Here is a 22589-nt window from a genome sequence, read left to right on the forward strand (position 1 = left end):
ATGAATTATTTTTGTAAATCGGCTACAATTAATTTTGCCGTTTTTTCACTGGCACCAATTCCTCCAAGTTTTTCTTCTAATAAATCATAATTATGCAAAAGTGTTTTGCGGTAATTAGGTTCTAATATTTTGTTTAGTTCTTCTTTAATTCGTTTAGGAGTGCAGTCATCTTGAATAAGTTCGGTAACTACTTCTTTATCCATAATTAAATTTACCAACGAAATATATTTAAGCGTAATAATGCGCTTTGCGATTTGGTAAGATGCCCAACTACCTTTGTAGCAAACTACTTCGGGAACCTTAAAAAGTGCCGTTTCCAGAGTTGCCGTTCCTGATGTAACTAAAGCAGCTGTAGAAGATTGCAATAGAGCATATGTTTTATTTGATACAAACTTTATGTTCTCGTTAGTTATAAAATGTTGGTAGAAAGAATAATCCTGACTAGGAGCGCCAGCAATAACAAACTGATACTCTTTAAAATCATTTACAACGCTTAACATAACCGAAAGCATTTTGGTGATTTCCTGTTTGCGACTTCCTGGTAATATGGCAATAATAGGTTTATCGCTTAAATTGTTTTCTTTTCGGAATGTCGTTTCGTCAAATGGAGGCTGGTTATGAATAGCATCAATTAGTGGGTGTCCAACAAATTCTACTGGAAAATGATGTTTGTCTTCGTAAAAACTTTTTTCGAAAGGCAAGATTACAAACATCTTATCGATATCGTGTTTAATACTTGTAATACGACTTTCTTTCCAAGCCCAAATTTGTGGCGAAATATAATAATGAGTTTTATAATTCAGCGCTTTTGCCCATTTTGCAATACGCATATTAAAACCAGGATAATCGATAAAAATTAATACATCTGGTTTAAATTGTGAGATGTCTTTTTTGCAAAAAGAAATATTACTTAGTATTGTTTTTAAATTAAAGATAACTTCAATAAACCCCATAAAAGCGAGCTCACGGTAATGTTTTACCAATGTTCCGCCAGTTTTTTGCATTAAGTCACCTCCCCAAAAACGAATATCGGCGTTTGGGTCTTCTTTATATAAGGCTTTCATCAAATTTGAACCATGTAAATCGCCTGAGGCTTCTCCTGCAATAATGTAGTATTTCATGTTTTTGTTTTTGCGAATGGTAGTTATCTAAGGTGTCATTAAATTGAGAATGACAATTTCTTTATAATTGCAAAGATAAATTAAATTAATAAAGTGAGAAGAGCTAATATGATAACAGCCAAAACAACACCTCTTGCTCTAAATTCTTTGTTTTGTTTTAAAAATACACCAAAAGCTACTAAGGATAAAATAGAACCCAGAGTAATGACTTTGCCCAGATATCCGTAGTTTTTTATGATTCGTATGCTTTCCATTCCGTTCGAAACATCAAAATCAGTAAGTAAAGTAAGAAAGAGAAAACTTCCTAATAGTGAAGCCATCAATCCTATGATAAAACCTATAAGTAAATCTTTTTTATTTCTTGAGTTATTCATTCCATTTCCAGGTATTAAGTTGTTGCATTGTATGATGAGCCGTTAAGTCAAATTGTACTGGTACTACAGATATGTAACCATTTTCAAGTGCCCATTCATCAGTATCTTCGCCTTTATCCTGGTTTACAAATTCGCCCGAAAGCCAGTAGTAATCTTTACCAGATGGAGTTTTTCTCTTATCGAATTTTTCCATCCATTGCGCTTTCGCTTGACGACAAATTTTAATTCCCTTGATTTCGTTCTCTTTTAATTTCGGAAAGTTCACGTTTAAAACTACTCCTTCAGGTAATTTGTTTTCCAGTGCTTCAAGAGTGATTTTTTTGATAAAAGATTTTATGCTTTCAAAATCTGCATTCCAGTCATAATCTAATAAGGAGAAGCCTATTGCAGGAATTCCTTCGATACCAGCTTCAACAGCTGCACTCATAGTTCCTGAATATATTACATTTATAGAGGAGTTTGATCCGTGGTTTACTCCCGAAACACATAAATCTGGTTTGCGTTTTAGAATTTCGTTTACTGCAAGTTTTACACAATCTACCGGAGTTCCAGAACAGCTGTATTCTGTAACTAAATCTCCTTCTTTAGATAATTTATTTAGGTATAAAGTACTGTTTATAGTGATGGCATGACCCATTGCGCTTTGTGGTTTGTCTGGCGCTACAACTACAACTTCGCCAATTTGAGACATTACACTAATTAAAGCTCTAATTCCGGGAGCAGAAACGCCATCGTCATTAGTTACTAAGATCAAAGGTTTTTTTGAATTCATTTTGTAAAATATAAAGGAAAAATTAGGTATGTAGGGTTTTTATTAGCAAATGTAGTAACTGGTTTTCTTAAAATAGTAACAAAATATCTTAAATTTGCGAACTTCGAGCTTTTAATTAATTGAAAGAAAAACTATATTTATATCTTTAACAAAAAATTATACGACTCGTACTTTGTTGGCATAGTTTTTACCGTAAATTAGATTAAAAAATTGATGAATGCTATTATTAAATTTATGAAACGAAATTATAAAATTATCCTAGCCGTTATTTGTTTATCTGCTACATTGTTTGCATTTAAAATTAATAGCGATAAAGGTATAGACCCAGACCCGAATAAAGATAAGATGCTTTTGGAATTACTTGCCTTTGTAATCGAGAAAGGACATTATAATCCTCCTGTTATGAACGATGAGTTTTCTAAAGGAGTTTATAAGGATTATATCGAAGCATTGGATCCATCCAAAAGATTTTTCTTGCAAGCAGATATCGATGAATTTTCTAGATATGAGTTGCAATTAGATGATCAATTTGTAAATAAAGATTTAACTTTCTTTAATCTTACTTATGCGCGTTTGATGAAAAGAATGGAAGAGGGAAAAAAGAGATACAAACTTATTTTAGCTCATCCGTTTAACTATAAAGTAAACGAAACTTTTAGTACAGATTACGAGCATTCGCCTTACGCAAAAACTCCTGCCGAATTGGTAGAGAAGTGGAGAAAACAAATTAAGTTATCTACACTATCTTCTCTTGTAACCAAAGAGAATATCGAAGACGAAAAGAAAGTAAAAGACCCAGCTTATAAAGCAAAAACATTTGAGGCTTTAGAAAAAGAAACTAGAGATAATTCATTAAAATCATTAGATGAATATTTTGGTTTTATTAAAGATTTAGATAGAAGTGATTGGTTTTCAGTTTATGTAAACTCTATCATGGCTCGTTTTGATCCTCATACAAGTTATTTTGCGCCAGAAGAAAAAGAACGTTTTGACGTTAATATTAGTGGTAAACTAGAAGGTATCGGTGCTAAACTGCAAAAGAAAAATGACTTTACCGAAATTTCAGAACTTATTTCAGGCGGACCAGCTTGGAGAGGTAAAGAATTAGAAGCAGGTGATTTAATTATAAAAGTAGGACAAGGGACTGATGAACCTGTAGATGTTGTGGGTATGCGTCTTGACGATGTAGTTAAGAAAATCAAAGGACATAAAGGAACAGAAGTTCGTCTTACAGTTAAAAAAGTAGACGGAACTATTAAAGTAATTTCTATCATCAGAGATATTGTAGAGATTGAAGAAACGTATGCTAAATCTAGTATTGTAGATAAAAACGGATTGAAATATGGGGTAATTTATTTGCCTAAATTTTATATCGATTTTGAAAACAAAGATGGTAGAGATGCAGGAAAAGATATTGCTCTAGAGGTTGAAAGACTTAAAAAAGAGAATGTAAACGGTATTATTCTGGATGTTCGTGATGATGGTGGAGGATCTTTATCTACAGTTGTTGACATTGCTGGATTATTTATTGAGCAAGGTCCTATAGTGCAGATTAAATCTGCTGGTAGAAAAAAAGAAGTTCTTTACGATCGTGATAAAAAGATAGAGTGGGATGGACCTTTAGTAATTATGGTAAACGGTTTCTCTGCTTCGGCTTCAGAAATTCTTGCTGCTGCAATTCAGGATTACAAAAGAGGAGTTATTATTGGTAGTAAACAAACGTACGGTAAAGGTACAGTTCAAAACGTTATCGATTTAAATCAGTTTGTTCGTAGTAGTGATTTTGGTGATTTAGGAGCTTTAAAAATTACAACTCAAAAGTTTTATAGAATCAATGGTGGATCTACACAACTAGAAGGTGTGCGTAGTGATATTGTTGCACCAGATCGTTATGCTTACTTAAAAATGGGTGAGCGTGATATTGATAATGCTATGCCATGGGATAAAATAGATCCAGCAGAATATAGTGTTTGGAATAATGGTTCTAATTTTAACCAAGCTATTGCAAATAGTAAAATGCGTATCGCACAAAATCCTCAATTCCAATTAATAGAGGATAATGCAAAATGGATTGATACTAAAAGTAAAGAGAATACGTATAGCTTGAATATAGATGATTTCAAGAAAACTCAAACAGAGGTAGAGGCAGAAGCTAAAAAATATAAACCAATTACGGATTATAAAAATAACTTACAGTTTACTTCGTTACCATACGAAACTGCAGAGATGGCCAAAGATCCTTCTTTAAAAGAGAAAAGAGAAAGCTGGCATCAAGCTTTAGCAAAAGATATATATGTAGAAGAAGCTATAAATGTATTAGATGATTTACAGTCTAAAAGTGGTGCAAGGCAATCTTCGATTCCTGGTAAATCAAAGAAAGACAAGCTAGCTTCTAAATTATAGCGCTTAGTAAAAGCATTAAATTTTTAGTTAATTAATAAAATGCTCCAAAAATCATCATGATTTTTGGAGCATTTTTTATTGGATTCATTTAGTTAACTTTGGATTTGTGTTTTTGTAAAATGATGCGAGCACTATTTAAGGTTTTAATAATGATTTTATGGTAATTGTAAAAAGAGTTTTGTTAGTTGGTTTTGCAGTTGTATTTCTTTCTTCTTGCAAAAAGGATTCAGGAAGTGGTAGCAATAGTTCTGATTCTAATGTAAAAGATAGTTTAAAGGGTGAAACAGCTTTATATAAAGACGATAATACGGAGTTTGATTACTTGCCTACTTCTACAACAAATCAAATCGTAAAACATGATTATTACACGCTTTCGTATAATGAAAAGTTTGAACAAGCAGAATGGGTTGCTTACGAGTTAAAGAAAAGCTATATCAAGAATAATGATTTTAAAAGGCCTTATTTTAATGAAGACCCAAAAGTAACTACAGGCTCTGCGGATTGGCGTAATTACAAAAAATCGGGTTATGATAAAGGGCACCTTTGTCCAGCCGGAGATATGGAGTTTGATAAAAAGGCGTATGAAGATACTTTTTTAACCTCGAATATTTCACCACAAATACACGAATTTAATGACGGAGTTTGGAATAGGCTAGAGCAAAAAGTACGTTATTGGGCTGTAAAATATGATGATATTTATGTGGTAACTGGCGGAGTTCTTACCGACTCGAATACTACAATTGGAAAAGAAAAAGTGCTAGTGCCTAAATATTTCTATAAAGTACTATTAGACGAGTCTAATGGAAAATACAAAATGATTGCATTTTTAGTTCCAAATGAAAAAAGTGAAAGACCTTTGTACGAGTTTGTAGTTTCGGTAGATAGTATCGAAAAATTAACAGGCATAGATTTCTTTCCCCATCTAGATGATAAAATAGAGGATAGTTTAGAGAAAAATAAAGATTATAAAGCTTGGGCTTTTTAGTTTATTTGGTTGAAGCTACCACTCATTTACTTTATTAGCATCCATTTTTAGGAAGATAAATAGCAAAATGGTGAATCCCCATAATCCTGAACCTCCATAAGAGAAGAAAGGAAGTGGAACCCCAATAGTTGGAAAAATACCAATAACCATGGCAATATTTACAAAAAAGTGAATAAACAAAATACTAGCAACACAGTATCCATATACGCGGCTAAATTTTGTTTTTTGCCTTTCGGCTAAATAAATAACTCTTAAAAATAGTCCAACAAATAAGGCGATGACTACTATAGAACCTGCAAATCCCCATTCTTCTCCTACCGTAGTAAAGATGTAATCGGTATGTTGCTCAGGTACAAATCCTCCTTTGGTTTGGGTTCCCTCTAAGAAACCTTTACCTATCCATCCGCCAGATCCAATCGCAATTTCAGATTGATTGGTATTGTATCCAATACCTTTCATATCGACTGTTTTTCCTAATAAGATATTAAAACGGTCTCGGTGATGTTGCTTAAAGACATTGTCAAAAACGTAATCTACAGATAAAACGAAGCCAGATATAAGTGCAAGTAATATACCACTTAAAATGAAATTCCTATCTACAGCCCTGCTTTTAAAGTGCATTATAAGGAGAACCAATATGGATATGAGTATTACGTATTCTGGTTCTAAAACAAGAGTTAATACAAATAAAAGTATTGCTATAAAGCCAGTCCATATATACCAGGAAGGAAGACCTTCGCGATATAATACGATTAAAAAGATACAGTATATTAAGGCACTTCCTGGATCGGGTTGAGGAAGAATTAATATTACAGGTAAAAAAACAATTGCAAGGGCTTGTATTTGCCTGTTAACGTCTTTTAGGTTTATTTGTGTATCACTTAAGTATTTTGCTAATGCAAGTGCAGTTGCAGATTTAGTAAACTCTGATGGTTGTAAAGTAAAACTTCCTATGGCATACCAACAACGCTGTCCTGCTATGGTTTTTCCGAAAAAGAATAATCCGACTAGTGATAATAAGGCAACTCCAAAAATGATACTGGCATATTTTTCATAGAATTTACCATCTACAAAAAGTACCACAAAAATTAAAGGGATAGTAAGCAAAATAAAAATCAGCTGTTTCTCAGAAGTACCATCAGTAGAGGATAGAGAAGATGAGTATATGTTTAACCATCCCATTACCACTAATGCGATATAGATGATTACACTTATCCAGTCAATATTATTTTTTACACTTTGATTTTTCATCAGGAATGAATCTCTTTATTAGTTTTTTTGAGTTGTGTCTACTTTTGTTATTTTAACTTCTTTGGGTACAGGCTTGTTCATTTTTGCTCTCATAACAGAATCTTTAGGTGTAGTTTCTATTAAACTAGCTTCAGCCATTCCGCCTAATTTAGCATATCGGGAATTTAGACTTGTATTTAAAATTCGTATTTCTAAATCGTTTCGTGTGATTTTTTTACGAAGGTATTTCTCAATCATTAAACTGGCAATAGGCCCTGCAATTGCAGCTCCAAATCCTCCATTTTCAATCATTACTGCTATCGCAATTTTCGGATTGTCTTTTGGTGCAAATGCTACAAATATAGAGTGGTCTTCTAGTTTGGTCCTTTTTCCATTAATCTTGGCATAATTCTCTGCTGTACCTGTTTTTCCACAAATGTCAATCCCTTCAACACGTAACCTACTAGCAGTTCCTAGGTTGTAAACATCAAATAATCCGCTAATTATAGGAGGGAAATATTTTTTGTCTATCGTAGTTTCGTGTTTAGTCGTGAATTTAGGGTCTATTTTTTCTCCTTCAATTTTTTTAATGATATGAGGTGTGTAATAATGACCTTGATTGGCTATTGTAGCCATCATATTTGCTAACTGAATTGGTGTCATTAAAACTTCACCTTGACCTATCGAGTTGGATACAATTGTTGTACTTCTCCAGCCTCCGTTAGGATAAATTTTCTTATATGTTTTAGAAGTTGGTATATTTCCTCTTTTACCTGTTGGTAAATCATATCCCATAAACTGACCTAGCCCGAAGCTTTTTACGTGGTTACTCCATACATCAACTGCATAAGCAGGATTGTTGTATTTGTTTATGGTAAGCATGTAAGTCTGTGCAAAATAAGTATTACATGAATTGTAAATACCATTATGTAACTGTTGGTTTGGTGGGTGATTATGGCATTTCATAAAACGACCTCTTCCATAACTGAATCCATGGTGACAAAAAAACGTCGTGTTTTCGTTTATTACTTGTTCCTGTAAACCAATTAAACCTGTTAGGATTTTAAATGGTGAACCTGGAGGATATTCGGCTAATAATCCACGATCGTATAATGGTTTTGCAATCGAATCATGATACAATAAAGTATAATTTTTAGAACGTTGTCTACCAACTAAAATACCTGGATCATAAGATGGGGCAGTAACTAAAGCTAAGATTTCGCCAGTTTTAGGTTCCAAAGCTACAATTCCACCACGTTTGTTAATCATTAACTCTTCTCCGTATTTTTGAAGTTCAGCATCAATCGTTAGGTTGATGTCTTCTCCTTGTACGGCGATTGTATCATATTTTCCGTCTTTGTAGGAACCTATTTCTCTATTGTATTTGTCTTTTTGAATATATTTTACACCTTTTATACCGCGTAAAACCTCTTCGTAACTTTGTTCTACACCTTGCATTCCAATTAAATCACCACTGTTGTAATAAGGATTTTTGGAAACTAATTTTTCATTTACCTGAGTGATAAAACCAAAAATGTTAGCGCCATAATCGACTTCGTAATCACGCAATGATCTTTTTTGGAAATAGAAACCTTCGAATTTTCTGATTTTCTCTTGAAAAGCAGCAAATTCATTTTTGTTTAATTGTGCTAAAAATACAGATGGTAGTCGAGGACTATAGACTTTGGCCTTCTCGATTTTTTTTATAAAATCTTCTTTGGTAACATTCAAGAGTTGACAAAACTCTAAAGTATCGATGTTTTTTATCTCTCTAGGGATAACCATGATATCATAAGATGCCTGATTAGCAACTAATAATTTACCGTATCTATCGTATATATAACCTCTTTCGGGATAGTCGTATTTTATCTTTATAGCATTATTCTCTGATTTAAGTTTAAAAGAATCGTCTATAATTTGTAAATAGAATATGCGAATTACTAGCAAAGATGCTGCAATGATTATTAAAGAGGGCAGCAGAACTTTTCTCATCTTCTGTTGGGCTTAATAAGATATATTATTATGATACAGGTTATAATAGTAAATATGGTACTGAACAATGTACGAAGTAAAACATCTAAAATGAAGTTGAACTGGAAAGCTTCTAATGTAAACAGTATTATATGATGTAATAATACTGATACTAATAAAAACGAGAATCGTTCAGGGGTTAAAGAATCGTTTAATTTTATAGTTTGGTATTCGTAACTCAACCCAAATGAAAATTTAAATATATAAGGTCTGTAATAGGCAAGAATTAAACAAGCTGTAGCGTGTATTCCTCCCGAATTGCAAAACATGTCCATTATAAGACCAAGAAGAAAACTCGATACTATAAGGCCAGATTTGTTTCCGTTTACTGGATATAAAATAATATAAAGTATGTAAGGAAACGGACTTATATAGCCAAGGAAGTTCATGTTATTAAAAATAATAATCTGAACTGCCAATAGCAGGATAAATCGAGAAACATTGATTAACAAAGCGCTATTCATCTTTTTCTCTTTTTTCTAATTTAATAAGCTCTTCTCTGTCTTTACTCTTGATAATATATACATGTCCTAAATTTGTCATGTCATTAAATAATTTGACATTGATAGTGTAGTAATTTGTTTTTTTATCCGTAAATATTTTGTCGATAGTACCAATTCCAATATTTTCAGGAAAAATTACCGATTGACCACCAGTTACGATAGTATCTCCTTTGCGAACAGAAGCCAGTCTGGGAACGTCAATTAATTGAACAAAACCTGTGCTTTTTCCGTCCCATGTTAAAGAACCGAAATGATTTGATTTTTTTATTTTGGCATTAATCCTCGATTTGATGTTAAGGATGCTAATAACAGTTGCGTATCTTGGAGATGTGTTATCTACAATACCAATAATTCCTAAACTATTAATTACTCCCATATCAGGTTTAACTCCTTCGTTAGAACCAGAGTTTATAGTAATATAGTTCTCATGTACATTATAAGAGTTATGTATCACTTTCGAAACGATAATATCGGCAGGTTTAACGCCTTTAATGCTGTCTGGAAGAGGTAATTTGGTAGTGTCTTCTGCATTAAATAAAAGACTTTTTAGTCTTGCGTTTTCAAGAACCAATTCGTCGTTTTCTTTTCTTAAATTCAAATACTCATTTACGCTGTTTATTTTTTCGTAAACACCACCGCTCAAGAAATTAGCAGAACTAATAACTCTACTTTTATGAAAAGAATGAGATTGAATGGAGAGACCCAACGAAATACCTAAAAGCAGCAAAAACAGTAACCGATTACTGTTTCTTATAATAAAATTAAATATCTGCTGCATTTCTTGCTTGGTTATTTTGTTTCAGGATATGCTTTAAGTTTCAAAATTCCTTCAGAGCTAAGTTTTATAAATTTTAGCTCTGAGGAAATATATAATAATTGTTTATCTTATTTGATTAAGATACTTTTAAATTTTGCAATGTTTTTAAGTGCCATTCCAGTTCCACGAACTACAGCTCTTAATGGATCTTCAGCAATGTAAACAGGTAAATCTGTTTTTTGCGAAATTCTTTTATCAAGACCTCTTAACATAGATCCTCCACCTGCAAGATAAATACCTGTATTGTAAATATCGGCTGCTAATTCTGGAGGTGTTTGAGATAATGTTTCCATTACAGCATCTTCAATTCGTTGAATTGATTTGTCTAATGCTTTAGCAATTTCACGGTAAGAAACATCTACTTGTTTTGGTTTACCAGTAAGTAAATCTCTACCTTGAACTGACATATCTTCTGGAGGTCCATCCAAATCTTCGATAGCGGCTCCAATTTGAATTTTTATTTTTTCTGCAGTACTTTCTCCAACAAATAAGTTGTGTTGTGTACGCATGTAATAAACGATATCATTTGTAAATACGTCACCAGCAATTTTCACCGATTTGTCACATACAATTCCACCTAATGCAATTACTGCAATTTCAGTTGTTCCACCACCGATATCAACAATCATGTTTCCTTTTGGTTGCATAATATCGATACCAATACCAATTGCCGCAGCCATTGGTTCGTGAATCAAATAAACTTCTTTACCATTTACTCTTTCGCACGATTCTTTTACTGCACGCATCTCCACTTCAGTAATTCCAGAAGGAATACATACCACCATACGTAATGCAGGAGTAAACATTCTCTTTTTTAATGCAGGAATACTTTTGATGAACATATTGATCATTTTCTCAGAAGCATCAAAGTCGGCGATAACCCCGTCTTTAAGTGGCCTTATGGTCTTTATGTTTTCATGGGTTTTACCTTGCATCATATTGGCTTCCTTACCAACAGCAATGATTTTGCCTGATATTCTATCACGTGCCACGATTGAAGGACTGTCAATAACGACTTTATCATTATGTATGATTAAAGTGTTTGCGGTACCAAGGTCTATCGCAATATCCTCGGTCATGAAATCAAAAAATCCCATAAGTTTTTTAGGGGTTTAAAAGTTATAAATTAGTAACGCACAAAGTTAAACAAATTAATGTTTAAAATGACGCGTTCCTGTAAATACCATTGCAACTTTATTTTCATTGCAATAATTTATGCTTAATTCGTCTTTTATTGATCCACCTGGCTGAATTACAGCTGTAATTCCTGCTTTTTTGGCTAATTCTACACAATCCGGAAAAGGGAAAAATGCGTCACTTGCCATCGAAGCTCCATTTAAATCAAATCCAAATGCTTTTGCTTTGTCAATTGCTTGAACCAAAGCGTCTACTCGAGAGGTTTGTCCCGTTCCAGATGAAATTAAAGTTCCGTTTTTTGCAAATACGATTGTATTCGATTTTGTGTTCTTACAAATCTTTGAAGCGAATATTAAATCTTCTACTTCTTGCTCTGTAGGTGCAGTAATTGTAACGGTTCTTAAATGCGCTTTATTGTCGGTAATATTATTTTTATCTTGTACTAAAAGCCCGTTTAGACATGTTCTCACTTGTCTTGTAGGTAATTCTACCTCATTTTGAACCAATATAATTCTGTTTTTCTTTTCTTCTAAAGCTGTAATTGCTTCATTGTCATAACTTGGAGCGATTACTACTTCGCAAAATAATTTATTTATTTCTTGAGCTGTAGCTAAATCAATTTTTGTGTTAGAAATTAAAACTCCACCAAATGCAGATGTTGGATCGCAAGCCAAAGCTGCTAAATAAGCTTCGTTAATGTTTTTTCTTGTAGCTAAACCACAAGCGTTATTGTGTTTTAAAATTGCAAACGTAGGTCCGTCAGTTTTAAATTCTGCAATTAAGTTTACAGCAGCATCTACATCAAGTAAGTTGTTGTACGATAATTCTTTTCCGTGTAGTTTTTTGAACATTGCGTCAAAATTTCCAAAGAAAAATCCTTTTTGATGTGGGTTTTCACCATATCGTAATACTTGTCCGTCAGCAATACTTTCTTTGTAAATAGTATCGTCAGTATTAAAATAGTTGAAAATTGCAGTATCATAATGAGATGAAACATGAAATGCTTTTGTAGCAAGTAATCTTCTGTTTTCAAGAGTTGTTGCTCCGTTTTGTTCTGTAATTAAATCCAACAATAAGCTGTACTCATTTACTGAAGCCACAATAACAGTGTCTTTAAAGTTTTTTGCAGCAGCACGGATTAATGAAATTCCACCAATATCAATTTTCTCGATAATATCTGTTTCACTAGCTCCAGAAGCAACTGTTTTTTCGAATGGGTATAAATCAACAATTACTAAATCAATTTGAGGGATATCAAATTCCTTCATTTGTTGTACATCACTTTCGTTATCTTGACGGTTTAAGATTCCACCAAAAATTTTCGGGTGTAAAGTCTTAACTCGTCCACCAAGAATTTCAGGAAAAGAAGTTATGTCTTCTACAGGAACTACAGGAATTCCTAAGTTTTTAATAAAATCTTCCGTTCCTCCAGTAGAGTAAAGTGTTACTTTTTGTTCGTGTAGTTTTCTTACAATTGGTTCAAGCCCATCTTTGGAAAAGACGGAAATTAATGCCGATTGAATAGTTTTTGTTGTGCTCATTGTGTAGTTATAATTATGAAGGTGCAAAAATAGTTTTTTTTTGATTATAAAAATCATCATTTTATGTAACATTCTCTTAAAAAATCCTACCTATGAGTAAGTGAATTTTTATTAGGTTTTTGACTAAAATTTATTGAATTTTACTTTAATGTAAATTTAAAATCTATGCTGCTTTATCTTCGATTATTAAAAGAAAGTTTTGGTTTTGCGATGAATGCCTTACGTAGTAACAAACTAAGAACGTTGTTGTCTTTGTTGGGAGTTACCATTGGTATTTTTTCAATCATCGCAGTACTCGCAGCTGTAGATTCTTTGAATAGAAAAATTACTAAGGATTTAAGTAGCTTAGATAAAAATACGATTTATTTAATGAAGTTTCCTTTTGGTCCATCAGATATTCCGCAATGGAAAAGAGAACAATTTCCAAACGTAAAATATGATGAATATACTTATCTGAAAAATTCTCTTACAAATACAAATCAGGTAGGGTATCAGCTTTTTGTTAAACGTGAAAGTTTAAAATACGATTCTAAAACAGTTAGTGATGTAAATGTAGTTCCAGTTTCGTATGAATTTATGGAAATCGAAGGTTTGGATTTTGAGAAAGGTCGTTTTTATAACGAATCAGAATCAAATTCAGGAACACCAGTTATAGTTTTAGGACATGATATAGCCGAAGGTCTTTTTGGAGACGAAGAACCTATCGGGAAAAATATTCGTTTGTACGGGCAACGTTTCACTGTTATAGGTGTCGTGAAAAAGCAAGGAGCAGGTTTGTTTGGAGATAGTAATGATACATCGGTATTTTTTCCAGCAAATTTTTTACGTCGTATGTATGGTGATAATAATGATGGGATGACTCCGGTAATTGTATTGAAGCCTGAAAAAGGAATTGATATGGATGCATATAAAGCCGAAGTATCGCAGAAATTAAGAGCCGTTAGAGGTTTGAAAGCGGGACAAATCGATAATTTCTTTGTTAATGTGTTTTCAGGATTTACAGATTTTATAGATGGAATTATCGGACAGATGAATATGATGGGTTGGATAATAAGCGGATTCTCTCTTCTTGTGGGAGGATTTGGGATTGCTAATATTATGTTTGTTTCTGTAAAAGAACGAACGAATCTTATTGGAATTCAGAAGTCTTTGGGGGCAAAAAATAGATTTATCATGTTTCAGTTTTTGTTTGAGGCAATTATTCTTTCAGTAATTGGCGGAGCAATCGGGTTAATTCTGGTTTGGTTAATTTCTGTGATTCTTACCAAAGCACTCGATTTTGAGTTTGTACTCGGAATGGGAAATATACTTCTGGGAACTGGGCTTGCAGCATTAATTGGATTAATTGCTGGGATTCTTCCCGCAATATCTGCTTCCAAATTAGATCCTGTAGAAGCTATTAGAACTGGAATGTAGTTTTTTTGAGGTTCTAAGGTTCATAGGTTCAGAGGAACAAAGATTTTCTGTAGAGACGCACCGCAGTGTGTCTACGCAATATTGGTTTGTTATAGTAATCCTAAACTTGTTTTTCTTTCTGACGCAGGAAGAACCTTCGTGAGTAGCTCGACAATTTAAGATCAAGTTTGTGTTAGTTTCTTGTTGAGACCCTTCGTTCCTCAGGGTGACAAGATTGGAGAGAAAGGAGTAGAAGTTTAAGGGTGTGCCGTAGTATCTCTACACAATATAGGCCTGTCATAATATAATCAGATGTCAGATTGAGGTGAAGTCTCTCAACTTCGTACTCATCCAATAGGTTATTTATCATCGTTGTTGCTGCAAAGTTGGATGGTTATAGCTTTAGTCTTTGATTTTGTAATTAGGGAATTTGATTTTTGTTTTGTCCCACTTTATGTCTTCTGAATCATAATACTTATTGTTTTTCTTGTACTTCAGTACAGTGTCTTCTTCTTGAGTGATTCTTCTGATATGATAAAAATCACGGCCTTTAGTAAAAGATTCTAGAGTTTTTCGTAAATCGAAAAAAGCCTTAGATTTTAATGTGTCAGTTTCTGAAGCAATAAAAGTTATATTTCGAAAGTCATCTTTGTAATTCAATTTTATAAAATCATAGATGTTTTTATTTGGTATTTCGATTAAATCTTTAGGTTGTAGATTTATAAAATGAGGAATCGTATCAGCTGTTTCTGTGCCGCAAATAAATCCTATGTCGTTTCTTTGGAAATAATATATTTTTGAATCAGTATCAATAATAAAAGTATTTGTTCCGTAAACTAACCATCCTGGTATTGTTGAATTTGAAGGTGGAGGAGGAGGTGGTGGAATGTTTTTTATCTCCTGCTTGTTTTCTTGTTTGCTTGAAGGCTTAGGTTTGTTCTCTTGAGAGATAATATAAGGCTTGTTTGTGTCGACTTTCTTTTCTTCCTTTTTGGCGCAATTAAAAAGTAGTAAGCAAGTAATAAAACCGATAAGAGCACTTTTCATATAATAGAATTTGAAATAAAGATATAAAAAAATCCCATTTTGCAGAAGCGAATGGGATTTTGGTATTTTTAGAAGTTTGTAAACTATCTAATTGTATTGTTTTGAATCAAATCGATATACAAGTTTATCTTGTCTTTCAATTCTTTTCTAGGCGTTATAAAGTCTAAAAAGCCATGTTCTAAAAGGAATTCAGCAGTTTGGAAACCTTCAGGTAAATCTTTTCCTGTAGTATCTCTTACAACTCTAGGTCCTGCAAATCCAATTAAAGCACCAGGCTCAGAAATATTAATATCTCCTAGCATAGCATAAGAAGCAGTTGTTCCTCCTGTTGTTGGGTCTGTACATAAAGAAATGTATGGTAAACCAGCTTCGGCAAGTTGAGCAAGTTTAACAGATGTTTTGGCTAACTGCATTAAAGAGTAAGCTGCTTCCATCATACGTGCTCCACCAGATTTAGATATCATAACAAATGGTAATTTGTTTTTGATAGCGTGATTAATTCCTCTAGCTATTTTTTCACCTACTACAGCTCCCATAGATCCACCAATAAAGGCAAAGTCCATACAGCAAATAACAAGTTCTTTTCCTTTAGATTTTCCCACTCCTGTACGCACAGCGTCTTTTAAGTGAGTTTTCTCCATTACATCTTTTAATCTTTCTGCATATTTTTTTGTATCCACAAAATGCAAAGGATCTTTAGATGTCATGTTTTTATCTAATTCAACAAACTCGTTGTTATCAAATAAAATCTCAAAATAGATTGCGCTTCCAATTCTAACATGGAAATCATCTTCTGGGCTCACAAATAAGTTACGAGCCAACTCATCAGCATCAATAATTTTTCCAGTTGGAGATTTGTACCAAAGTCCTTTTGGGACATCCATTTTGTCTTCGGTAGCAGTTGTAATCCCTTTTTCGTGTCTTTTAAACCAAGCCATTTTTTTTAATTTAGAATGTAGTCCCGATAGTTATCGGGATTAAAGTTTAGATTTTTCAATCTGATTCAAAATTTAGATTTCAGGCTTTTTAGAAGTCCGAAATCTAAATTACGAAATCTAAAATTTAAAGTGTATTTACGTTATTCAAGTCAGCAAAAGCTTGCTCAAGTCTTGTATTGAATGTTACTTCGCTTTCACGTACCCATTTTCTTGGGTCATAATATTTTTTGTTAGGAACATCAGCACCTTCTGGGTTACCAATTTGTGTTTTTAAATAGTCAATGTTTTTAACCATATAATCACGAATTCCTTCAGTATATGCAAATTGTAAATCTGTATCAATGTTCATTTTGATAACACCATATCCAATAGCTTCTCTAATTTCTTCAAGTGTAGAACCTGAACCTCCGTGGAAAACGAAATCTACTGGGTTATGACCAGTTTTGAATTTGTCTTGAACGAAATCTTGAGAATTTTTTAAGATTTTTGGAGTTAATTTTACGTTTCCTGGTTTGTAAACACCGTGAACGTTTCCAAAAGCTGCTGCAATTGTAAATTTAGGACTTACTTTAGATAATTCTTCGTAAGCATAAGCTACTTCTTCTGGTTGAGTATATAATTTTGAGCTATCAACATCAGAGTTGTCAACACCGTCTTCTTCGCCACCTGTAATACCAAGCTCGATTTCAAGAGTCATTCCCATTTTGCTCATTCTAGCTAAATAACCTTTGCAAATTTCGATGTTTTCTTCGATTGGCTCTTCAGATAAGTCAATCATATGAGAACTGAATAAAGGTTTTCCTGTTTCTGCAAAATGTTTTTCAGAAGCATCTAGTAAACCATCAATCCAAGGTAATAATTTTTTTGCGCAGTGGTCAGTATGTAAAATTACTGTTGCACCGTAAGCTTCTGCTAAAGTATGAATGTGTTTTGCTCCAGCGATTCCACCAGCGATTGCTGATTTTTCGTTAGCATTAGATAATCCTTTTCCAGCGTTAAATTGTGCTCCACCGTTAGAAAATTGAATAATAACTGGCGCATTCAGTTTTGCTGCAGTTTCAAGAACTCCATTGATTGTACTTGATCCAGTAACGTTTACTGCAGGAAGTGCAAATCCTTTTTCTTTTGCATAATTAAAAATCTCTTGAACTTGATCCCCTGTTGCTACTCCTGGTTTAATATTGTGTGCCATTGTAATTCTTTTTAGTTGTTTTTTAGTTTTTAGGTTGCAAAAATAAGAATTAATTAGCATTAGAAAGGATAATTTATTCCAAAATTTAAAACTGAGTGTCCGAAATTGTAATCTCTGAACCAGCGTTTGTTCATTTCGTAAGCAGGATTATAGGTTTTAAATCCTAAGTCAAAACGGATTACGAAAAAACTCAAATCATAGCGAAACCCTATTCCTGTTCCTAGTGCGATGTCTTTAAGGTCGCTTAAGTTCTTAAATGTTGCTTTTTCATCCGTTACATTATCTAGTACATTCCAGATATTTCCTGCATCTGCAAAAATAGCTCCTTTTAACTTCCCTAAAATCTTATATCTAAATTCACCGCTAATAGCGATTTTCATATTGGCTTCGTTAAAATCATTAACAGCTCCTGTGCTTCCTGGTCCTAGTGAATAGGGTTGCCAAGCTCTATTGTCATTTGAACCTCCAGAATAGTAACTTCTTGAAAAAGGTACATAATCTGAATTACCAAAAGGAACAGCAATTCCAAAAAACGTTCGTACAGCAATTACTTTTTCTTTAGATAAATCCCAGTGTTTAATGTAGTCAAATTCGGTCTTTAAATATTCTGAATATTCTAAATTGAAAATTTCATAGTTCCCATTTGCATTTTTTTGCAAACTAGCAGCTTGAGAGATTAGAGAAAGTAATGATCCGGCAGTTTCGATTTTTGCTTTAAAAAGATAAAAAGTGTTATCTAATAAATCTTTTTTTGTCGTTTTTGTGAATGTGTAATTAGATGCTAAGATAAAATCATTTTCCGTAAGTCTAATCCTTCTTTCTTCGATGCTTTCTACCGATTGATAATCATCACTAGAAACAGGAATTGTTTTGTCTAATACCTCTTTTGTAAAACCTGATGTGCCCTCGTCTATTACTAAATCATTATTATCGTCAACAAATAGAGGCTTGTCGTTATAAGTGTATTCTTGTGAAATATCATTTAAAGCATTGTAAGAGGAACGATATACTCTGTAGTAATTTTGCGGATTTAAATTTCGGACATATTGAATGTTCAAAAGATCGACACGTGCAGTGTTATTTCTTTTTGGAGTCCAGTTATAGGTAAAAGCACCTGTAAAGTTTTCTTTATCAAGACCAATGTTTCGTTGTTTTGCAAAACCAGCAGTCATTACCGTAGACGGAATCATGCTTTTTGGAATGATTTTCTCAGTTCCAAAAGGCATTAATATCCTAGGTACATTCAGTTTAATGTCAATTCCATATTCAGAAGCATTAAAGAAAGTTCCATTTGGATTTGCTAAATCTTGTGAAGAACCAACATTAACACGACCAGCTATTTCTAGTGTTTCGGCACGATTAAAAACATTTCGAATTGTTTCAGAAAGACTAAATCCAATTCCGAAATCCTGAATATTCGAGTGCGTAACATCCAATGTCGTTTGAAAACTATATTTTTTTCTAGGAGTTAAGTATATCTTGGCGATTAAAGATTGTGCAGTCGAATCTCTTTTGTCGACTTCATAATGGATAGACGGATAATTAAATATCTTTAAATTGTTTAAATATCGGGTTGTAAGAGTTGTTTTAAAATCAGCAAATGTGCTTCCTTTGGTAATAAAAATAGCATCAGTTATAGCGTAAGGCTTATATTTTAATTTCTTGTAACTGTATAAATTAAAGTTTTTATAAGTAGTACTATCTTTAATTTCTAATTTGGCATTTGCAGCAGAATAGTCTGTGTATATGTTAACGTCGCTAATTTTGTAGATTTTAAAAGGCATAGTTCTACTAGAATCTTTGTCCTGATAACTATAATCTTTTATGATTAAATCGATATTAGCTTTGTTCTTTTTATTTATCGTGTCAATATTATAGGTAACATTGTTAGATTGAAAATAATATACACCGTGATTTCTAAAGTAAGTTGTTATACGGTTTTTTTCATCCTCTAAATCACTTGTTTTGTATTGATTTCCAGATTTTAACACTGTGTTTTCAATGCTTTTGTTATATAAAGAATCTACATCAGGAGATGATATATTAGTACTGATAGTATCTAAGAGAAATGGTTGTCCTGTTGTAATGTTGTAACGAATCTTGGCTTTTTTTGCAGCTACACTATCAATTGTAAAAGCAGTTTTTACATTAAAATAACCATTGTGAAAATAATGATATTTTAAACGCGTAGCTGATTTTTTTACCTTACTAGTATCAATAATTACTGGCGGCTCACCTGTTGTTTTAAAAAACTCATTTATTCCTTTGTATAAAAAAGATTGTCCTAATCGGTCTACTTGTTTTGCAGATAATAATTTTGATAATCTTTCATATCTTTTAGGATTACTTTTGTATTTTGCCTGAAAAGTTGAATCTGGATTTGGATTGGCTAAGTTGTATAAGTTTAAGCGCAACTTGTATCCACCAATAAGCGTACTGTTAGGTTTTTGGTACAATTGGTTGGACACGCTTTCGTCATTAATAGGCTTGTCATTTACTATAATTTCATTCTTTGTAAGAAGCTTTTTGCCGTTAGGAACTCTTTTTACAGAATTACAAGCTGAAATAAATATTGCTATTAGAATAAATGCTGCTATTTTTGTGGAATTCTTTCTCAAGTGTTCTAAAATATTTAATTCAAAAGTACATTATTTTATGGTTAGTAAAAACCAAATCAAGCTTATATCGGGTTTACTTCAAAAAAAACAGCGTTTTGCTAATCAATTGTTTTTTGCCGAAGGGGTAAAAGTAATTCAAGAATTGTTGCAATCCAACTTTGAACTGGAACACCTATATACTACTCAAAACGATTTTGAGACTGTTTTAGTCTCTAAGAAAACGTTAATTAGTGCGCAAGAATTAAAAAAAATAAGTGCATTATCAACTCCTAACTCTTGTTTGGCAGTTTTTAAAATCCCTGCCGATAAAAAAATAATAGAATCTGGTTTAATCTTAGCTCTTGATGACATTCGTGATCCAGGAAACTTAGGGACTATTTTACGTCTTTGTGATTGGTTTGGAATTAAGCAATTGCTTTGTTCTAAAGAATCAGTAGATATTTATAATCCTAAAGTAGTTCAGGCTACAATGGGTTCAATTGCCAGGGTTAATGTAAATTATATTGATTTAAAAGCTTTTCTTGCTCAAACACCACTTCCTGTTTTTGGGACTTTTATGGACGGATCCAATATTTACCAAACAGCTTTACCCCAAGAAGGGATAATTATAATGGGCAATGAAGCCAACGGAATTTCCGACGAAATCGAAAAAACTATCAAAAACAGACTAACTATTCCTAGATTTGGGGAACTTCAAAAAACCGAAAGTTTAAATGTGGCTACTGCAACCGCAATTATACTTAGTGAGTTTAAACGAAATAGCTAGTTATTATGTGTTTTAATGAAAAGTAAAGTTAATTAAAATTGCTCTTGATTTTATAGATTCAATATTTCCTGTCCAAGGACTATTTGGGTCTTTGTCACGTATTAACTCGTCATTAATACCAAATGAACCCCTGATAGAAGGAGAGAATATAAAATACTCTGAAAAGAAATCTATACCAAAACCTAATTCATAATTCATAGTCCAGGCTTTTACCCTAAAGCGTTGCTCTAAGTTGTCGTCTATAGATTTTGCGTTACTAGATAAATTTAATGTTGTAGAAACTCCTCCAAGTAGGTAAGGACGTACGTTTCCAGTTCTTAGAGATGAAAATTTTAATAACAAAGGAAAATTGATGTAAGTACTACTTACTTCTCTTAAATAATCTGTCTTCGAAGTTAATTCGGGATCAGGAAAGTATAAATCTCTCTTTGTATAATATAACCCCGGTTCAAAACGAAGGTTGATATATTCCATTAATCTTAAATCGGCTACAACCCCAACATTAAATCCAGTTGTTTTTTTTACCTGAATGTCTTGGTTTATTTCTTCATACGATTTATAGTCTATTTTGAAATCATAACTATTAAATCCGAGGTAATACCCAAAATAAAGGCGTTGTTTTTGCCAGGTTTCCAAATTGATAATAGGATCTTTACTAAACATACTTTTAGTAAATTGACTATATCCTTTTGTAGTCAGGGCTAGTAAAATTAAGATTACAGTTTTTTTCATACTATTTTTTAGAAGCTGAATATATTGTTGCTACACCAAATGTTTGTGGCATAGCCACGACACTTATAAACCCAATTTTTCTTAAAATATTGTTTAAGACTTCTCCATGTGGAAATGCGGCAGCAGATTCTGACAAATATCCATAAGCTGAATTGTCTTTTGAAAACAATTTTCCTATTAACGGAAGTATATTTTTAGTGTAAAAAGAGTAGCCTTGACGGTATAGAGGTTTTTCTGGAACCGAAGTTTCAAGAATTACAAAAACACCATTAGGTTTTAAAACTCTTAAGATTTCAGATAATCCTTTTTCTAGATTTTCGAAATTTCTAACACCAAAAGCAACGGTAATTGCATCAAAATGATTGTCTCCAAAAGGTAAATTTTCAGAATCTCCTACAACCATGTCAATAGTTTGAGTAAGGTTTTTTGCTGCGATTTTCTTTTTTCCTACTTCAAGCATTCCTGAAGATATGTCTAAGCCAATAATTTTTTCGGCATTTGTCTGAGCCATCAAAATAGCTAAGTCGCCAGTTCCTGTTGCAATATCTAGAATTATCTTTGGTTTTTTGTCCGAAACTATTTTTAAAACTTTCTTACGCCATTTTATGTCAATACCAAATGAAATTACACGATTTAAGTTATCGTAATTTCCTGATATTGTATCAAACATTTGTTCTACTTGTTCTTTCTTGCCTAAGGCTGAATCTTTATAAGGTGTTATTTTCTCTGCCATTTTTTTTATTTGTACAAATATAATACAATCTGTATTAACTGTTATTCAGTTTCTTTAATTACGATATGAAATTATTTTTGGATCTGTGTTCTTATACCCACTTTTAATGATTTGTAAAAAATCACTAAAAGTGGGTATTGTAGGATCCTTATTTAATGTGGAAATTTACTTTGTAAAAATGTATATATTTTTTCAATGATTAATAGAGAATTAATGACCCAAATCAAATGGGTGCTACTTGCGCTTATCATCTC

The 22589-nt window shown here is 32.7% G+C and carries 19 protein-coding genes; 4 read left to right on the plus strand and 15 right to left on the minus strand.

The window, feature by feature from the left end:
- Window positions 1-5 precede the first annotated feature (5 nt).
- The 3 genes from lpxB to surE all read right to left on the minus strand — a co-directional run bounded on the left by lpxB (window position 6) and on the right by surE (window position 2267).
- Window positions 6-1121, minus strand: coding sequence for a lipid-A-disaccharide synthase (lpxB, locus tag ACJ6WR_RS12620; protein WP_409415425.1), 1116 nt, complete (start codon window positions 1119-1121; stop codon window positions 6-8).
- A gap of 80 nt (window positions 1122-1201) precedes the next feature.
- Window positions 1202-1495 carry a hypothetical protein gene (locus ACJ6WR_RS12625; protein ID WP_039112503.1) on the minus strand — a complete coding sequence of 98 codons (294 nt, stop codon included), beginning with the start codon at window positions 1493-1495 and terminating at the stop codon, window positions 1202-1204.
- Complete coding sequence (gene surE, locus ACJ6WR_RS12630; protein WP_039116881.1) at window positions 1488-2267, minus strand: 5'/3'-nucleotidase SurE; 780 nt, start codon at window positions 2265-2267, stop codon at window positions 1488-1490. Before surE ends, ACJ6WR_RS12625 begins: the two co-directional genes overlap by 8 nt.
- Before the next feature lie 213 nt (window positions 2268-2480).
- On the opposite strand from surE, the gene ACJ6WR_RS12635 reads away from it, so the two are divergent.
- Window positions 2481-4670, plus strand: coding sequence for a carboxy terminal-processing peptidase (locus ACJ6WR_RS12635; protein WP_039112501.1), 2190 nt, complete (start codon window positions 2481-2483; stop codon window positions 4668-4670).
- Between the two features lie 157 nt (window positions 4671-4827).
- Window positions 4828-5655, plus strand: a complete 828-nt coding sequence (locus ACJ6WR_RS12640) for a DNA/RNA non-specific endonuclease (RefSeq protein ID WP_409415426.1) — start codon at window positions 4828-4830, stop codon at window positions 5653-5655.
- A 15-nt stretch (window positions 5656-5670) separates the two neighbouring features.
- On the opposite strand, the gene rodA is transcribed toward ACJ6WR_RS12640, so the two are convergent.
- The 6 genes from rodA to purH form a co-directional block, all read right to left on the minus strand.
- On the minus strand, window positions 5671-6906 hold the full coding sequence (gene rodA / locus ACJ6WR_RS12645; RefSeq protein WP_039112499.1) for a rod shape-determining protein RodA: 1236 nt from the start codon (window positions 6904-6906) through the stop codon (window positions 5671-5673).
- Between the two features lie 18 nt (window positions 6907-6924).
- Window positions 6925-8877: a penicillin-binding protein 2 gene (gene mrdA, locus ACJ6WR_RS12650; RefSeq protein ID WP_409415427.1), complete on the minus strand. Its 1953-nt coding sequence runs from the start codon at window positions 8875-8877 to the stop codon at window positions 6925-6927.
- The gene (locus ACJ6WR_RS12655) at window positions 8874-9380 is read right to left on the minus strand and encodes a rod shape-determining protein MreD (protein ID WP_323489919.1); all 507 of its coding nucleotides are present in this window, start codon (window positions 9378-9380) and stop codon (window positions 8874-8876) included. Before ACJ6WR_RS12655 ends, mrdA begins: the two co-directional genes overlap by 4 nt.
- Window positions 9373-10197, minus strand: a complete 825-nt coding sequence (gene mreC / locus ACJ6WR_RS12660) for a rod shape-determining protein MreC (RefSeq protein ID WP_039116885.1) — start codon at window positions 10195-10197, stop codon at window positions 9373-9375. The genes ACJ6WR_RS12655 and mreC overlap by 8 nt, the downstream gene beginning before the upstream one ends.
- Before the next feature lie 107 nt (window positions 10198-10304).
- Complete coding sequence (locus ACJ6WR_RS12665; protein ID WP_007804822.1) at window positions 10305-11333, minus strand: rod shape-determining protein; 1029 nt, start codon at window positions 11331-11333, stop codon at window positions 10305-10307.
- 54 nt (window positions 11334-11387) lie between these two features.
- Complete coding sequence (purH, locus tag ACJ6WR_RS12670; protein ID WP_409415428.1) at window positions 11388-12914, minus strand: bifunctional phosphoribosylaminoimidazolecarboxamide formyltransferase/IMP cyclohydrolase; 1527 nt, start codon at window positions 12912-12914, stop codon at window positions 11388-11390.
- A gap of 165 nt (window positions 12915-13079) precedes the next feature.
- On the opposite strand from purH, the gene ACJ6WR_RS12675 reads away from it, so the two are divergent.
- On the plus strand, window positions 13080-14330 hold the full coding sequence (locus tag ACJ6WR_RS12675; RefSeq protein ID WP_039112495.1) for an ABC transporter permease: 1251 nt from the start codon (window positions 13080-13082) through the stop codon (window positions 14328-14330).
- 381 nt (window positions 14331-14711) lie between these two features.
- Here the strand turns inward: ACJ6WR_RS12675 and ACJ6WR_RS12680 are convergent, their stop codons facing one another.
- The 4 genes from ACJ6WR_RS12680 to ACJ6WR_RS12695 all read right to left on the minus strand — a co-directional run bounded on the left by ACJ6WR_RS12680 (window position 14712) and on the right by ACJ6WR_RS12695 (window position 20104).
- The gene (locus tag ACJ6WR_RS12680; RefSeq protein ID WP_039116888.1) at window positions 14712-15356 is read right to left on the minus strand and encodes a hypothetical protein; all 645 of its coding nucleotides are present in this window, start codon (window positions 15354-15356) and stop codon (window positions 14712-14714) included.
- Window positions 15357-15439: 83 nt separating this feature from the next.
- Window positions 15440-16294: an acetyl-CoA carboxylase, carboxyltransferase subunit beta gene (gene accD / locus ACJ6WR_RS12685; protein WP_035621709.1), complete on the minus strand. Its 855-nt coding sequence runs from the start codon at window positions 16292-16294 to the stop codon at window positions 15440-15442.
- Between the two features lie 124 nt (window positions 16295-16418).
- Complete coding sequence (gene fbaA / locus ACJ6WR_RS12690) at window positions 16419-17486, minus strand: class II fructose-bisphosphate aldolase (RefSeq protein ID WP_039116962.1); 1068 nt, start codon at window positions 17484-17486, stop codon at window positions 16419-16421.
- Window positions 17487-17545: 59 nt separating this feature from the next.
- Window positions 17546-20104, minus strand: a complete 2559-nt coding sequence (locus tag ACJ6WR_RS12695; protein WP_082017757.1) for a BamA/TamA family outer membrane protein — start codon at window positions 20102-20104, stop codon at window positions 17546-17548.
- Between the two features lie 37 nt (window positions 20105-20141).
- Here ACJ6WR_RS12695 and ACJ6WR_RS12700 point away from each other — a divergent pair, with 37 nt between their 5' ends.
- Window positions 20142-20870, plus strand: a complete 729-nt coding sequence (locus tag ACJ6WR_RS12700) for an RNA methyltransferase (protein WP_039116889.1) — start codon at window positions 20142-20144, stop codon at window positions 20868-20870.
- A gap of 12 nt (window positions 20871-20882) precedes the next feature.
- Here the strand turns inward: ACJ6WR_RS12700 and ACJ6WR_RS12705 are convergent, their stop codons facing one another.
- Together ACJ6WR_RS12705 and ubiE are read right to left on the minus strand one after the other, a co-directional pair.
- A complete protein-coding gene (locus ACJ6WR_RS12705; protein ID WP_409415429.1) occupies window positions 20883-21602 on the minus strand; it encodes a porin family protein in 720 nt (239 codons plus the stop codon).
- A gap of 1 nt (window position 21603) precedes the next feature.
- Window positions 21604-22335: a bifunctional demethylmenaquinone methyltransferase/2-methoxy-6-polyprenyl-1,4-benzoquinol methylase UbiE gene (ubiE, locus tag ACJ6WR_RS12710; RefSeq protein WP_039112491.1), complete on the minus strand. Its 732-nt coding sequence runs from the start codon at window positions 22333-22335 to the stop codon at window positions 21604-21606.
- Window positions 22336-22589: the final 254 nt, after the last annotated feature.

It is taken from the genome of Flavobacterium sp. PS2 (genome assembly GCF_046250155.1).
In the GTDB taxonomy this organism is placed as follows: Bacteria; Bacteroidota; Bacteroidia; order Flavobacteriales; family Flavobacteriaceae; genus Flavobacterium.